The 15,149-nt window shown below is 57.8% G+C and carries 11 protein-coding genes; 3 read left to right on the forward strand and 8 right to left on the reverse strand.

Annotated features, from left to right (window positions below; translation table 11 throughout):
• Positions 1-77: 77 nt before the first annotated feature.
• From AC2TAD_RS02480 to AC2TAD_RS02490, 3 genes are all read right to left on the reverse strand, one after another.
• Positions 78-2,564: a penicillin-binding protein 1A gene (locus tag AC2TAD_RS02480; protein ID WP_480865754.1), complete on the reverse strand. Its 2,487-nt coding sequence runs from the start codon at positions 2,562-2,564 to the stop codon at positions 78-80.
• 95 nt (positions 2,565-2,659) lie between these two features.
• The gene (locus AC2TAD_RS02485) at positions 2,660-3,880 is read right to left on the reverse strand and encodes an N-acetylmuramoyl-L-alanine amidase (RefSeq protein WP_170752639.1); all 1,221 of its coding nucleotides are present in this window, start codon (positions 3,878-3,880) and stop codon (positions 2,660-2,662) included.
• Between the two features lie 66 nt (positions 3,881-3,946).
• Entirely contained in the window at positions 3,947-5,110 is a 1,164-nt protein-coding gene (locus AC2TAD_RS02490; protein WP_480865756.1) for a pyridoxal phosphate-dependent aminotransferase, read from the reverse strand.
• Between AC2TAD_RS02490 and AC2TAD_RS02495 the strand changes: the two genes are divergently transcribed.
• The gene (locus AC2TAD_RS02495; protein ID WP_480865758.1) at positions 5,109-6,491 is read left to right on the forward strand and encodes a M48 family metalloprotease; all 1,383 of its coding nucleotides are present in this window, start codon (positions 5,109-5,111) and stop codon (positions 6,489-6,491) included. The genes AC2TAD_RS02490 and AC2TAD_RS02495 overlap by 2 nt on opposite strands.
• Positions 6,488-7,246, forward strand: a complete 759-nt coding sequence (locus tag AC2TAD_RS02500) for a DsbA family protein (protein WP_480865760.1) — start codon at positions 6,488-6,490, stop codon at positions 7,244-7,246. The genes AC2TAD_RS02495 and AC2TAD_RS02500 overlap by 4 nt, the downstream gene beginning before the upstream one ends.
• 42 nt (positions 7,247-7,288) lie before the next feature.
• On the opposite strand, the gene AC2TAD_RS02505 is transcribed toward AC2TAD_RS02500, so the two are convergent.
• The 4 genes from AC2TAD_RS02505 to hemA form a co-directional block, all read right to left on the reverse strand.
• Positions 7,289-7,957, reverse strand: a complete 669-nt coding sequence (locus tag AC2TAD_RS02505) for a DUF1194 domain-containing protein (RefSeq protein ID WP_170752631.1) — start codon at positions 7,955-7,957, stop codon at positions 7,289-7,291.
• A gap of 93 nt (positions 7,958-8,050) precedes the next feature.
• Positions 8,051-9,172: a flavodoxin-dependent (E)-4-hydroxy-3-methylbut-2-enyl-diphosphate synthase gene (gene ispG, locus AC2TAD_RS02510; protein ID WP_480865762.1), complete on the reverse strand. Its 1,122-nt coding sequence runs from the start codon at positions 9,170-9,172 to the stop codon at positions 8,051-8,053.
• A gap of 71 nt (positions 9,173-9,243) precedes the next feature.
• Positions 9,244-10,458 (reverse strand): helix-turn-helix domain-containing protein, encoded by a 1,215-nt coding sequence (locus AC2TAD_RS02515; RefSeq protein WP_480865764.1) that lies wholly within the window; start codon positions 10,456-10,458, stop codon positions 9,244-9,246.
• Positions 10,459-10,585: 127 nt separating this feature from the next.
• On the reverse strand, positions 10,586-11,809 hold the full coding sequence (gene hemA, locus AC2TAD_RS02520; RefSeq protein ID WP_480866639.1) for a 5-aminolevulinate synthase: 1,224 nt from the start codon (positions 11,807-11,809) through the stop codon (positions 10,586-10,588).
• A 311-nt stretch (positions 11,810-12,120) separates the two neighbouring features.
• Here hemA and AC2TAD_RS02525 point away from each other — a divergent pair, with 311 nt between their 5' ends.
• Positions 12,121-13,506, forward strand: coding sequence for a M20/M25/M40 family metallo-hydrolase (locus AC2TAD_RS02525; protein WP_480865766.1), 1,386 nt, complete (start codon positions 12,121-12,123; stop codon positions 13,504-13,506).
• 137 nt (positions 13,507-13,643) lie between these two features.
• On the opposite strand, the gene lpdA is transcribed toward AC2TAD_RS02525, so the two are convergent.
• On the reverse strand, positions 13,644-15,038 hold the full coding sequence (lpdA, locus tag AC2TAD_RS02530) for a dihydrolipoyl dehydrogenase (protein ID WP_480865768.1): 1,395 nt from the start codon (positions 15,036-15,038) through the stop codon (positions 13,644-13,646).
• Positions 15,039-15,149 lie beyond the last annotated feature (111 nt).

The raw sequence follows: 15,149 nt of genomic DNA on the forward strand, positions 1-15,149 counted from the left end.
GTCCCAACTTGCTTGATCAGTGCTGCGTGATAGCAAGAGCATGGGACCGCTACAAGACAGAGCGGCCCTTAAAGATTTCAGTAAAGCCCGCCGCCCTGCAGATCGCCCTGGCTGGCGTTGGGGCCAACAGTGATCGTATCACCGGTCGACGTCGTCACCTGTCGGCCCGAGCTGGCCTCTTCAAACAAAGGCAGGTCCGAGCCCATCGCAAACCCACCATCGTAAACCCGGTCGATAAAGCCATCCACTCCATCGCGGAAATACTCGGCGACGACATAATCACCGGTTGCGTCCGCAGGCAGACGCGCGCCGCTGAAGCGGTCGATTTTGATGAAATGGCCACCCTCGGGCACTTCGAACGGACCGCCGCCATACTTCTCGGTGGCATGTTCCATGAAACTCTGGAACACCGGGCCGCACATTGTGCCCCCATAGGCACCTCTACCCATCGGACGCGGGCGGTCATACCCAATGTAGCACCCGGCCACGATGTTCGAGGTGAAACCAATAAACCATGCATCCTTGGATTCGTTGGTCGTACCGGTCTTGCCAGCCGTTGGCACTGGCAGGTTTACATGAGCAGATGCAGTCCCACGATCCACAACACCTTTCATCATCGACGTCAGCTGATACGCGGTGATGGCGTCCATGACCTGCCAGCGGTCGGTCTCGATGGTGGGCGACTCGTCAGGCTCCAACCATGCCGAGTTGCAATCCAGACACTGCCGGTCGTCATGGCGATAGATCGTCTTGCCGAACCGATCCTGAATGCGATCGACCAGAGTGGGCTCGACCCGCTCACCACCATTCGCAAACATCGCGTAGGCGGCGACCATTTTATAAAGCGTCGTCTCCTCTGACCCCAGCGAGTTCGCAAGGAATGCGCCCATCCGGTCATAAACTCCAAACCGTTCGGCATAGCCCGCAACCACGGGCATCGTGACTTCTTGCGCCAAACGGATGGTCATCAGGTTCCGCGACTGTTCAATCCCGGTCCGCAAGGGCGTCGGGCCATAGAATTTATTCGACGAGTTCTTGGGCCGCCACAGACCTTGGGGTGTGTTCACCTCGATCGGGGCGTCCACAACGATAGTTGCAGGGCTATAGCCACTGTCCAGCGCGGCAGCGTAGACGAACGGCTTAAAGCTGGAACCCGGCTGTCGTTGCGCCTGCGTGGCGCGGTTGAAAACCGAATCCTGATACGAGAACCCGCCCTGCATGGCCAAAACGCGGCCCGAGTTCACGTCCATGGCAACAAACCCACCTTGTACTTCGGGCACTTGTCGGGCGGACCACTGTCCTTCCTCGCCGGCCATCACCAAAATGACGTCGCCGCGCTTGAAATTGTCAAAGAAGTTGCCCTGCATCCATTGAATATCCGAACGTGGAACCGTGCCGTCTGCCGGGCCGTCTTCAATTCCTACGGTCAGAGCTTGCTCGGCCACGTTCAGCACAACGGCCGGATACCATTGCGTCGGTAGTTCTACATCGCGGGGGATTTCCATTGTGGCCAGCGCCTCGCGCCATTGCGCCTCATTCGACAGGGCATCTTCGGCGATCACCTGACCTGTGCCGCGCCATTTCCCGCGCGACCGGTCGTATTTCTGCAGCGCTGTGCGCAAAGCCTTGGCGGCCTCGACCTGCATTTCCTCGTCCACCGAGGCTCGGACGGTGAAGCCGCCGGTAAAGAACTCACCCTCTCCGAAATCCTCGCTCAGCTGACGGCGGATTTCGTCGGTGAAATAGTCACGCGGCGGCAACGCGGTACGGAAGCTTTCGAAATCGCCGTTCTGGACCGAACGCAACGGTTGCGCGACCTCGGCCTCATAGGTGGCTTTGTCGATATAGCCGTTCTGGTTCATCTCGCGCAGAACATAGTCGCGGCGCGCCAGCAGGCGGTCTTTCTGACGGACCGGGTGGTAATCCGAGGGCGCTTTGGGCATCGCGGCCAAAGTCGCAGCCTCATGCGGGGCCAGTTCCTGCAACGTCTTGTTAAAATAGGTCTGGGCAGCGGCGGTTACACCATACGAGTTCTGGCCCAGAAAGATCTCATTCATATAGAGTTCGAGAATCTGTTCCTTGTCCAATGTATCCTCAAGCCGGGTGGCGAGGATGATTTCCTTGATCTTACGCTCTGCGCGGCGGTCGCCGGACAGCAGGAAGTTCTTCATCACCTGCTGCGTGATCGTGGACGCACCACGCACGTTTTCGCCCTTGGACTTCACCGCCTCAACACCCGCAGCAATGATACCGCGCGGATCATAGCCCTGATGCGTGTAGAAGTTCTTATCCTCGGCCGAGATAAACGCCTGTTTGACCAGATCGGGAATTTCCTCGGACGGCGTGAACAAGCGGCGTTCTTGCGCGAATTCGTCGATCAAATGGCCTTCGCCCGAATAGATCCGACTGATCGTGGGCGGTTTGTACTGCGCCAGCGATTCATGGCTGGGCAGGTCGCGCCCATACATCCAGAAGATCGCGCCAATCACCAGCGCGGCCATGAAAACACCAAGGGTCACGAGGCTGAAGATCGCCCCGAAGATTGAAAATATGAAACGGATCACGTCACTGCCTTTTGCTCGCGGTGCGGTCTATATAAGGGCGCGCATGCTCTGGGTCAAAACACGATGGCCCATATTAGCCGGATTACGCCGTAGGGTCACTGACCAATCAGGGACCGCCGGATCACATCCTGCTGACGCCAATCCTCTAGCCCGTCACGGATCCCCCGCGCCATGCCCATGCGCCATTCGGGATCTACTATGTTTTTCAGGTCTCTGGGACTGGACAGAAAGCCCAGTTCGATCAGAACCGAAGGGATATCGGCCGCCTTAAGCACTGAAAACGACGCTGTTCTGATTGGATGGCTGTTCATCGGTCCGCCTTGCTGAGCCATTCCGTTGGCCAAAGCCCCCGCCAACGCATCTGTGCGTGGACGGGTTTCCTGACGCGCTAAATCCAGCAAAACATCCGCCACCTGATCGTCCGCACCACTCAGATCAATACCCGAGATCAGGTCGGCACGATCGTGCCGTTCGGCCAGTTTGTGACTGGCCACATCCGAGGCGTCTTGGGACAAGGTATAAACAGCGGCACCATGTGCGCGGCCTTCTGACAGGATATCCGCGTGCAGCGAGATGAACACATCCGCCCCCGCCCTGTGCGCAAGCGCAATGCGCCGCTCGAGCGACACGAAATGGTCGTCTGTCCGCGTCAGGATCACCTCATACCCGCCTTGACGCAGCAAAAGCTCGCGCAGTTCGCGGGCAAAAGTCAGCATGAGGGACTTTTCGTTCACGCCCTGAACCTCGGCCCCCGGATCAATACCGCCATGTCCGGGGTCCAACATGACACGCAGCGGACGCGGACCGTCATTGGGGTGAGCGTCGGGTAAATCAGCGGCTTCCGGCAGATCCCATCCCGGTTGTCGCGGTGCGCCGGCACTGATGGCAAAGGTTTCCGCAGTCGATCGCTTAAGGCGCAAAGATAACTCAGCGGCTCCGGACGCGGAATCAATCCGCAGGCCCGCCGTATCGACGACCATTGGCGCGCCAAGCTCCAGCACCATCCGAGACCACCCCGGCACATAGGCCCCGAATTGCACAGACGTCACGCGATCCGCCTGCAGAAGGCTGTCGCTCTCAAGCCCGGTCCAATCGACCTCTTTGAAATCAAGGACGACGCGATAGGGGTTTTCCAGAGTGAACACCCGATACGGCACACCCTGGCTGAGACCAAGCTGTACACGAACCCCAGCCTGCCCATCATTTTGGACATGGCTGTTTGCAGGTTCAATCCGGGCCAATGCGCTGAAATCATGCGCAAAGGCTGAACCTGCAAGCGCGCAGATGAGCGCTATGGCAAAAAATATCCTGCTCATGGCCTCGAGTTTTCCCAAGATCGTTTGCGCACAAGACTAACCGACCTACGCCCACTTGTGAACGCCTTAGGCTTTGGCCTTGGACAATCCCCGCTCGGTCATGAAGCGCGCAAGTCGGCTTAGGCCTTCGGCGATATCATCGCTTGACCGCGCATACGAGAACCTCAAAGTCGTGTGGCCCCGCTGAGGGTCAAAATCCAAGCCCGGGGTCACGGCGACACCAGCCTTGTCCAGAATCTCGGCGGCGAAGGCTTGGCTGTCATTGGTTAGTTCAGAGACATCTGCATAAACATAGAATGCCCCGTCAGGAGGCGCGATATTTGTAAACTCTGCCTTGGGTAACCCTTCCAGCATCAACGCGCGATTTCTGCGGTATACATCCAGATTGGCTTGCAATTCCTCGTCGCAATCCATCGCGGCCAGCGCCGCCACCTGACTGGCATGCGGAGCACAGATAAACATGTTCTGGGCAATCCGTTCGACCACTCGCACCTGATCTTCGGGCACTACCATCCAACCGACGCGCCAACCTGTCATCGAGAAATATTTTGAGAAGGAATTGATCACATAGCACTCATCCGTCAGCTCCAGCGCAGTGACAGCCTTGGCCTCGTATTCCAGCCCGTGGTAAATCTCGTCACTGATGAACGAGGCCCCCTGCCCCTGCGCCGCCTCGATCAGCGCGCCCATTGCCGTGCGATCCAGCATTGTCCCGGTGGGATTTGCCGGAGACGCCACCATCAACCCTTGCAGGTCCAGCCCTGCAAAATCCGCCGGTACGGGCTGCAGCCGATTTTCCGGTGCAGTGGGCAGGTCGACCGGCACCAGCCCCAAAGCCTTCAAAATCTGCCTGTAAGATGGATAGCCCGGTGCGCCGATTCCAACCCGGTCTCCGCTGTCGAAAAGCGCGGTGAACGCCAATAAAAACCCCCCTGACGATCCGGGTGTGACCACCACCCGATCAGGGTTGAGGTCGACATCATACCATTCACCATACATCCGAGCGATGCGTTGACGCAGCGCAGGCATACCCAGCGCGACAGTGTAGCCCAGCGGCTCATGCTGCATCGCTTGGGTCAACGCGGCTGTCGCCCCCGTGGGGGCGCCGGTGCCAGGCTGGCCGACCTCCATGTGGATGATGGTGCGCCCGGCTTCTTCCGCTTTGCGCGCGGCCTCCATCACGTCCATCACAATAAACGGATCGACCCCGGACCGGGTTGAGTTTCGCATGCCCATCTCCCATGTTGCTGACATGGCTTTTGAACGTGTATCCAGGCTGGCGTCAATCCCGGCCCTGTTGCTGCTTGTAGCGACATGGGCCGCGACAGTTGTTCAATCCGCCGCGCAAAGCCTGATCCGCGACCCGGACATCGAATATGGCCTGCGAGAGTTGGCGTTTCCCGTGCTGCGTGCTGCGGGCTTGAATACCAACAGAGTTCAAATTCTGGTGGTGAATGACAGCACGTTCAACGCCTTTGTCATTGATTACAATACCATATATCTGAACTACGGCCTGATCCTGAACGTCGAGTCCCCCGAGATGCTGCAGGCCGTGATCGCCCACGAAGCCGCGCATATCGCCAATGGCCATCTGGCGCGCCGTGTCGAAAACCTAAAGGCCGCACAACGCAATTCGCAATTGGGAACAGCCCTTGCACTGGTTGTCGCAGCTGCAGGCGGCGGCGAGGCTGCGGCCGGTATCGCCGCGGGCACATCAGGTTCAGCCTTGCGCAGCTTTCTAGGGCACACGCGGGCCGAAGAATCCTCGGCCGACCAAAGCGCCGCCAGTTACCTCAGATGGGCTGGCATTTCACCCAGCGGCATGGTTGCTCTACACCAGAAATTCGCAGGGCAGGAGTTGCTGAGCGAGATCAACCAGGACCCTTATATGCGTTCGCATCCCACAAGCCGCGAACGCTTGCGGGCCGCACAAACCTTTTTGGACGCGTTCGGGGATAGTGCGCTTCCAGATCAGAACGCCAAATATTGGTTTGCCCGTGTTAAAGGCAAATTATCCGCCTTTCTCAGATCCCCAAGCTGGACAATGCGCCGCGCCAAAGAGGAATCCGCTCAGGACATTCGCCTGATGCGCGAGGCCGCCGCCTATCACCAGAACCGGGACCTGAATAACGCGCGTGCTGCAATAAACGCAGCACTGGCTGTCCGTCCTGACGATCCGTTTTACTACGAATTGAAAGGGCAGATCCTGCTTGAAAATCGGCAAGTGGAGGCAGCTGTCGCGGCATACCGCCACGCGGTCGAGATGACGCCCAATGATCCTTTAATTCTGGCAGGATACGGTCGCGCCCTCTTGGCGCATGGTGAAACGAAGAACGCCCTGCAAGTGCTTGAAAAGGCACGGGCAAGGGACTTCAAGAACGCGCGCCTACTACGCGATCTGGGCGTTGCCTATTCACAAACCGGCAATACCGGCATGGCATCTACAGTCACCGCCGAACGATTTGCCTTGCAAGGCCAGCTGGCAGATGCAGGTATTCACGCAAGACGCGCCGTCGGGCAATTGCCCGAGGGATCCCCTGGTTGGCAACGCGCACAGGATGTGCTGATTGCCTCGGAACAAGCAGAAAAAAAGAAAAGGAAACGGAAATGATCCTCAGACATGCTGCACCGGCCCTTCTGGGTCTTTCCCTGATCACCGGTCCCGCACAAGCGCTGGACCTGAACGCCATGAGCGATGCCGAGAAAGAGCAGTTCGGCGCTCAGATTCGGGAATATCTTCTGGAAAACCCCGAAGTGATCATCGAAGCCATAAACGTGCTTGAACAACGCAACGCCGTTGCCGAGGCCGCTGCCGACAAGGAACTGGTGGCCGTCAATGCAGATGAGTTGTTCAACGACGGCTATAGCTGGGTTGGCGGAAACCCGGACGGCGATATCACCCTTGTCGAGTTCATGGACTATCGGTGCGGCTATTGCCGTCGAGCCGTGCCTGAAGTGGCCGAATTGCTGGCCGAGGATGGCAACATCCGGTTTGTCATCAAAGAGTTTCCGATCCTCGGCGACGCGTCCGTCGTCTCGTCCCGCTTTGCCGTGGCGACAAAACACGTAGCTGGCGACGACGCCTATAAACAAGTCCACGACGCCTTGATGGAATTTGGCGGAGAGCCCAACGAAGTCACCCTGCGCCGCCTGTCAGATGGCCTTGGGCTGGACAGCGATGCAATCATGGAGGCGATGGACAGCGATCGTGTAACCGACGAGATCAATCAGACCCGTGAATTGGCGCGTCGGATGCAGATTTCGGGTACGCCCTCTTTCGTTTTGGGCTCCGAAATGCTGCGCGGCTATCTGACTGCCGATCAGATGCTGCAGATCGCAGACGCCGTGCGGGCCGAACAGGGTTAAGTTTGAACGCAGGCGGTGCGCATTTGTGCGCCGCCCTATCTCTTACCGATCGGCCACAGCCATCGGAATTTCACGCAGCAATTTACGCCGAAGCGCTGCAGCATAGTTCTCATACCCAGCGGCGATTTCCACAAACGCACCGTGCCCTGAAATGACGTGATCGAGGTAATAGGCCAGCACTTCGGGCTCGGCCCCTTCGATCACCAGTGCGTTCACGGTGACATCTTGCATCACCTGCATTTCGCGCGCGACATGGGGACGAAAGCCGTTGTTGTGTTTGCCGTCCCCCGACACATCAATGACGCGCCGACGGCAATCGGGCCCATAGTCGAACATCAACGCTCCGAACGCCACCGCCGGGCCGATGCCGGTTCCACCCGTTGCACTTCGAGGGGCCGCCAGCACTTCGGCGGCAATCGATTTTAACCCTGCCACCCCAGTGACCAGACGCCAGGCCGAAATCTGCGTCTGCTGGCGTGAGTCTGACCACTCATACACCATAAGCGCCACGCCACCGGGTTGGGCCGAAATTGCCGTTACCACGTCAGGGTCCAATAAGGCGGCGGCGACGCCATCGCGCTGCAACTGATGTTCGGCCTCATCGACGCTCCCCGACACATCCAACGCAAAGGCCAAGGCCAACTCACACGCACGCGCCGCGCCAATGGGGGCAGTCCACATCAGTAAAACAACGACGATTATAGCCTTCATAGCACCGACTTGGCCCCAGAACGGCGCGGCCTGTCAACACAGACCTCTCCACCCTGTCGAGAATCCCGGCCTGCCTGGAACCGCCTGGCTGCGCTAATCCGCAGCCTCAGCTGCCGCGTCCAGTTCAGCCGCTTTCTTTTCGACCTGCTCAACGATGTGGTCGATCATCTGATCGTTCGACATCTTGTGGCTGGCTTTGCCCGCCAGATAGACCATGCCAGACCCCGCACCGCCGCCGGTAAAGCCAACATCGGTCATCAGCGCCTCACCGGGGCCGTTCACGACGCAGCCGATGATCGACAGGCTCATGGGTGTCTTGATGTGTTCCAGCCGCTGTTCCAGCGCTTCGACCGTCTTGATCACGTCGAACCCCTGCCGCGCACAAGACGGGCATGAGATGATGTTCACACCGCGATGGCGCAAGCCCAGAGATTTCAGGATCTCATAGCCCACCTTGACCTCTTCCACCGGGTCCGCGGACAGGCTGACGCGGATCGTATCGCCGATCCCCATCCACAGCAGATTGCCCAACCCAATGGCGGATTTGATGGTGCCGCTGACCAGCCCCCCAGCCTCGGTGATGCCCAGATGGATAGGGGCATCTGTGGCCTCGGCAATACCTTGATAGGCCGCCGCCGACAGGAACACGTCACTGGCCTTCACGCTGATCTTGAAGTTGTGAAAGTCGTTGTCTTCCAGAATGCGGATATGTTCGAGCCCGCTTTCGACCATCGCCTCGGGGCACGGCTCGCCGTATTTCTCAAGCAGGTGCTTCTCCAGCGACCCCGCATTGACCCCGATCCGTATCGAGCAATTGTGGTCGCGGGCGGCCTTGATCACCTCCTGCACGCGCTTTTCGTCGCCGATATTGCCCGGATTGATCCGCAGGCAAGCGGCGCCCGCCTCAGCCGCTTCGATCCCGCGTTTATAGTGGAAATGGATGTCGGCCACGATCGGTACAGGGCTTTCGCGCACGATCTCTTTCAACGCTTTCGAAGACGCCTCATCCGGGACCGAAACCCGCACGATATCCGCCCCTGCTTCGGCTGCGGCCTGCACTTGCGCCACCGTTGCTGCAACGTCGGTTGTCAGAGTGTTGGTCATGGTCTGCACGGCAATTGGGGCATCGCCGCCGATGGCAACATCGCCAACCATGATCTGACGGGATTTGCGGCGATAGATATTGCGCCACGGACGAACGTGATTGAGCGACATGGGAACAGGTCCAAGACAGACTAGGTTGCGCCTTTAGATAGTTCGCTTACCCCACTATCGCAATGGCTAGATCAATCAGATGCAGCAACAGGTTCCTGCGCCTGAAGCTCGGCCACAAGGCGCTTGAGCGCGCTGTTCTGCTCGGCTTCCAGATCCGCAACACTGTAGGTTTCGGCAACAGCGTCCTTGGATAGAATCACGCCTTTAGCAACTGTTCCCGGCGCGCCTACCGGGCCGAAATGTTCACCGTTCATTGAAAAGTAAACAGAACCCGACGCGCCGGCCCGAAGTTGCGGAGGTTCTTCCGTCAGAGGCACCTCAAAAGTGTTGCCCTGCTCTACCGTTCCTAATGTGCCTTCGAAGATGATACTGCCATCCGCAGCAGTTACGCGCATCCACGAAGGATTCACGGCCACAATCTTCAGCGTCGTATCCAGCTTTTCAACAACCTGCGGCAAAGCGGGACGTTCGACCGTGTGCACCTCGGCCACTTCAATCTGAGGCGGCTCGGGCGGCTGGAATGTTCCAACTGTGCGAGGGTCCAGAGTAGAAATCGGCGCGTCTCGGGCCACCAATACCGGCAGGTCCAACGCCTGGGGACGATACAGCCGGTCCAGAGCTTCAGCACTTGGCAAATCGGTCGCCGCCACTTGTTCGTCTGGTGTCGCACTGCGCGCAACGTCCAACGGATCGAGGTCGGACAGAACAACAGGTGCTTGCTCAACCGGGCTGACTTGAACTTGCTGAATGCGGTTCAGCACCGCCCATCCGCCGTATCCTATGCCACATATTACAGCCAGCAAAACCAGCGAAGACCCGATTGCACGCGGTTCGATCTGGCTGACAAACGACTCACGTCCGGGAACAAACGGCGTGTTAGGAGAGGTAAAGGGATCGCGTCCCATGGGACCGCGCGCGGGCAGCCCTCCATTTGGTTTGCGTACAACCGATGCTTCGGCCGACATGCCATGGGCAACTTCAAACCCGCTTTCGGCACAAAAGGTGGCGAAGGTTTCATCCGGGTTCATACCCAGGTAACGCGCGTAAGACCTGACGTACCCTGCGATAAAACCCGGTGTATCAAATGCGTCAGGGTCAGCGTCTTCTATGGCTGCAATGTAGTTGGCTTTGATCCGCAGCTCGCGTTGGACATCCAGTAGGGACTTGCCCATCGTTGCGCGTTCCCCGCGCATCCGATCACCCAGACTCACCTCGTAATCGTCAAAGCCCTTTGGCCTGACGTCGGTTTCATCTTCGGATTCGCGCTGAGATCTGCGCCCAATCATCCCTGCTGCCCCATTCTGCCTACGCGTGTTTCACGCAAGAACCGAATCAATCCTACACGATTCGGTCACTTCTTTTGTTAGCTTAAGCCTAACACGTGAAAAACACGTTGCACACTTTGGCGTGAGGTTAACCTGCGAGTTCGGCGCGATTTAGCGCACAATGTGACCAAAGTTCGTCCATCGCCTGAACCAGACTGTTCATTTCATTGGGTCCGTGAACAGGTGACGGCGTAAACCGCAAGCGCTCCGTTCCGCGTGGAACGGTCGGGAAATTGATCGGCTGGACATAGATGCCATAGTCATCCAGCAACATATCGCTCAGCTTCTTGGTGTGAACCGGGTTGCCAACAATCACCGGGACAATGTGACTGCCGTGGTCGATCAATGGCAGGCCCAACCCCTTGAGCCGCAGCTTGAGAATTTTGGCCTGCGTCTGGTGCTGCTCGCGGAGTTCAGGAGCATTCTTCAGATAAGCGACCGACGCCGCGGCACCCGCAGCGACGGCTGGCGGCAGAGACGTGGTAAAGATGAAACCCGGCGCGTAAGAACGCACTGCGTCACACATTTTCGCGCTTGCCGCGATATAGCCGCCCATGACGCCAAAGGCTTTTGCCAGCGTGCCGTTGATGATGTCGATCCGGTGGGCCAGACGGTCCCGCTCGGTCACGCCACCGCCCCGAGGGCCATACATGCCCACCGCGTGGACCTCATCGATATAAGTCAGAGCGCCAAACTCATCGGCGAGATCACAGATCTCTTCGATAGGACCAAAGTCACCATCCATCGAATAGACGGATTCGAACGCGATCAGCTTGGGTGCGGCAGGATCGTCGGCTTTAAGCAGTTCGCGCAGATGCGCAACGTCATTGTGACGGAAAATACGTTTCGCCCCACCATTGCGGCGTACGCCTTCGATCATCGAGGCGTGGTTCAAAGCATCCGAATAGATAATCAGCCCGGGGAACAGTTTGGGCAAAGTGCTCAGCGTCGCGTCGTTGGCGATATAAGCAGACGTGAACAGCAGCGCGGCTTCCTTGCCGTGCAAATCGGCCAGCTCGGCCTCAAGCTGTTTATGGTAAACTGTTGTGCCCGAAATATTGCGTGTACCGCCCGAGCCGGCACCGGCGGACTCCACAGCCGCGTGCATGGCGTTCAGGACAACAGGGTTTTGCCCCATGCCAAGATAGTCGTTGCCGCACCACACCGTGATGTTTTGCTGGGACCCGTCTGGGCGGGTGTGAACCGCATGCGGGAAATGACCATTGCGACGTTCAATGTCGATGAAGGTCCGGTAGCGTCCTTCGTCGTGCAGCATGGCAATCGCAGTATCGAGCTGAGCAGTATAGTCCACCGGTTTCTCCTTAACAGCCCAGCCAATCCACATTGACCGGACATATTCCACGACCCCGTCTTCGAACGACGCCGATGTGTTCCCAAGTGCTCGGACCATATAACCGAGTCCGGGAATGCTTATTTGATTTGCATCAAATATCGCTTCACTTGTGACGCGACAAGTAAAGTTACGGCTATCGGACGTGGGGAAACGACGCAGGGCAGCGCGCCATGTTTCCGATATTACCCAATATTCGCCGGCATATGGGCTGGACGGCGCCATCCGCGCTGATAGGGTTCGGCCATCAATCCCATTGGCAGGAGCCTTCCATGACGCTTGACGCAGTTCTGAACCGTATCGACGCCGATTTGCAAACCTCAATCGACCGCCTGATGGAGCTGTTGCGCATCCCCTCCATCTCGACGGATCCCGCGTTTGACGCTCAGGTCAGCCAGGCCGCCGATTGGTTGGTCGCCGATCTGAAAACAATCGGCATTCACGCCGAAAAGCGCGAAACCACAGGTCATCCGATGGTAGTTGGTCACATCGGAGAAGACAGCGACGCCCTTCATGTTCTCTTTTACGGGCATTATGATGTACAGCCGGTGGACCCGTTAGACCTGTGGAACCGTGATCCGTTTGACCCCGCAATCGAGGACACAGAAAACGGCCCTGTCATCCGCGGTCGCGGATCATCTGACGACAAGGGCCAATTGATGACCTTTGTCGAAGCTTGTCGTGCGTGGAAAGCAGTGCACGGTACCCTGCCCTGTCGCATCACATTTTTCTTCGAAGGCGAGGAAGAGTCTGGCTCACCTTCTCTGGTGCCTTTCCTGCGCGAGAACGCCGCCGAATTGAAAGCCGACTTGGCTTTGGTCTGCGATACTTCGATGGTGTCACGCGGAGTGCCCTCGATTGCCTCGCAACTGCGCGGGATGCTCAAGGACGAATTCACCATCATTGGTCCGCGTATCGATCTGCACTCGGGGCATTACGGCGGCCCCGGTCTGAATCCACTGCGCGAATTGTCAAGGATCGTTGCTTCTTTCTATGACGACGCGTCCGGCCGCGTTGCTGTCGAAGGCTTTTATGATGGCGTCCACGAAGTTCCAGCTGACCAACTTCGTCAGTGGCAAGGCTGCGGGTTTGACGAGGAAGACTATCTTAACTCCGTGGGCTATTCTCAACCGCACGGTGAAAAAGGGTACTCAACACTCGAACAGCAATGGGCCCGGCCAACGCTCGAAGTCAACGGCCTGTGGGGGGGATACAACGGCGCAGGTTCAAAAACGGTGATTCCGTCACGCGCGCACTGCAAGATTACTTGTCGTCTGGTTGGCGACATGGATCCTGATGATTTGCGCAACAAAATCCGCAAACATGTCGAAGACCGTCTGTCCGCCGACGCAAATGTCGAATGGGACAATGATCTGGAAGGCTCTCCAGCCTCGGTCATGAATCTAGAACGGCCTGAATTCGAAGCCGCCCGCGGCGCATTGTCTGATGAATGGGGCCGCGAAGCCGTGTTCACTGGTATGGGCGGCTCAATCCCTGTGGTCGGATATTTCAATACCGAGCTGGGTTTGGACTCGATGCTTGTCGGCTTTGCCAACGATGATGACGCAATTCACTCGCCGAATGAGAAATACGACGTCAAAAGCTTTCACAAAGGCATCCGGTCCTGGGCCCGCATCCTGGACGCGCTAACGCGCTAGGTTTTCAGCGAGGCTCTGCCTCGCGCTCCGAGGTATTTTTGGCCAGATGAATGAAGGATTCGTCTCTTCATCTGGCCGGAAATACCTCGGGGGAGTCGCCCAAAGGGCGGCGGGGGCAGCGCCCCCACCCTGGTCGATCACATGTGAATGACCTTGCCATAAGCGTCCAACACGCTTTCGTGCATCATTTCCGACAGGGTTGGATGCGGGAAAACCGTGTTCATCAGATCCTCTTCCGTGGTTTCCAACTGACGTCCGACCACGTAGCCCTGAATCAACTCCGTGACTTCTGCGCCGATCATGTGCGCGCCCAGCAATTCACCGGTTTTGGCGTCAAAGATGGTTTTGATCATCCCCTCTGGTTCACCTAACGCGATTGCTTTGCCATTTCCGATAAAGGGGAAGCGACCCACTTTGACGTCATAGCCCAGCTCTTTCGCCTTAGCTTCGGTATAGCCGACCGAGGCGACCTGCGGCTGGCAATAAGTACAACCCGCGATGCTTTCCGGTTTGACCGGATGCGCATGTTTGCCAGCGATCAACTCAGCAACCATGACGCCCTCATGGCTTGCCTTATGCGCCAACCAAGGCGCGCCCGCGATATCCCCGATCGCGTAAAGACCATCGACCCCGGTTCGGCAGAATTCATCCGTCACAACGTGGGTTCGGTCGATTTTGACACCCAAAGCCTCCAGCCCGAGATTTTCGACGTTACCAACGATTCCAACGGCCGAGATCACGGTGTCGAACTCGTGTTTTTCGACTTTACCTTTGACCTCAATATGCGCGGTAACCTTGCCCTTGGCGCGATCCAACTGCTTAACCATCGCTTTTTCCATGATGGTCATGCCCTGTTTGGTAAAAGCTTTCTTGGCAAAGGCGCTGATTTCCGCGTCCTCGACAGGCAATACGCGATCCATCACCTCGACCACGGTCGTATCAGCCCCAAGCGTGTTATAGAAGCTGGCGAATTCGATACCGATCGCGCCCGAACCGATAACCAAAAGCTTCTTCGGCATCCGTGGTGGCTGCAACGCGTGCTTGTAAGTCCAGACCAGATCACCGTCTGCTTCAAGCCCCGGCAGCTCGCGCGCGCGGGCGCCGGTGGCCAGAACGATGTTCTTGGCCGTCAGTTCTTCAGTTCCCTTTTCGGTTTTTACCGAAACCTTGCCCTTGGCGGGGATCGTCGCCTCGCCCATCACTACGGTCACTTTATTCTTTTTCAACAGGTGGCCAATGCCACCCGACAACTGGCCCGCGACTCCTCGTGATCGTTTAACCACCGCATCCAGATCATAGCCAATCTTCTCGGCCTTGAGGCCGAAATCCTTTGCCCGCTCCATCAAATGGAACACCTCAGACGAGCGCAGAAGCGCCTTGGTCGGGATGCATCCCCAGTTCAAGCAGATGCCGCCCAGATGCTCGCGCTCTACCACAGCAGCCTTCAGCCCAAGCTGCGCCGCACGAATGGCGGCCACATAGCCGCCAGGGCCGGCGCCAATTACGATAAGATCAAAAGATTTTGCAGCCATGTTTCCCTCTCGGCGCAGGTCGATGCAGAAATTAGTTCACCATTAAACTATATTTAGACATGCATCAACGAAATTGCCCGCGACATTACTAGCGGCGGGTCAATTCGCGCT

The sequence above is a fragment of the Ruegeria sp. HKCCD7628 genome (assembly GCF_057221005.1).

Coding starts and splice junctions, on each gene's coding strand:
- AC2TAD_RS02485 (WP_170752639.1), bottom strand. CDS start 3,880: ATGAGCAGGATATTTTTTGCCATAGCGCTCATCTGCGCGCTTGCAGGT.
- AC2TAD_RS02495 (WP_480865758.1), top strand. CDS start 5,109: ATGCCCATCTCCCATGTTGCTGACATGGCTTTTGAACGTGTATCCAGG.
- AC2TAD_RS02490 (WP_480865756.1), bottom strand. CDS start 5,110: ATGCGAAACTCAACCCGGTCCGGGGTCGATCCGTTTATTGTGATGGAC.
- AC2TAD_RS02500 (WP_480865760.1), top strand. CDS start 6,488: ATGATCCTCAGACATGCTGCACCGGCCCTTCTGGGTCTTTCCCTGATC.
- AC2TAD_RS02505 (WP_170752631.1), bottom strand. CDS start 7,957: ATGAAGGCTATAATCGTCGTTGTTTTACTGATGTGGACTGCCCCCATT.
- ispG (WP_480865762.1), bottom strand. CDS start 9,172: ATGTCGCTCAATCACGTTCGTCCGTGGCGCAATATCTATCGCCGCAAA.
- AC2TAD_RS02515 (WP_480865764.1), bottom strand. CDS start 10,458: ATGATTGGGCGCAGATCTCAGCGCGAATCCGAAGATGAAACCGACGTC.
- AC2TAD_RS02525 (WP_480865766.1), top strand. CDS start 12,121: ATGACGCTTGACGCAGTTCTGAACCGTATCGACGCCGATTTGCAAACC.
- lpdA (WP_480865768.1), bottom strand. CDS start 15,038: ATGGCTGCAAAATCTTTTGATCTTATCGTAATTGGCGCCGGCCCTGGC.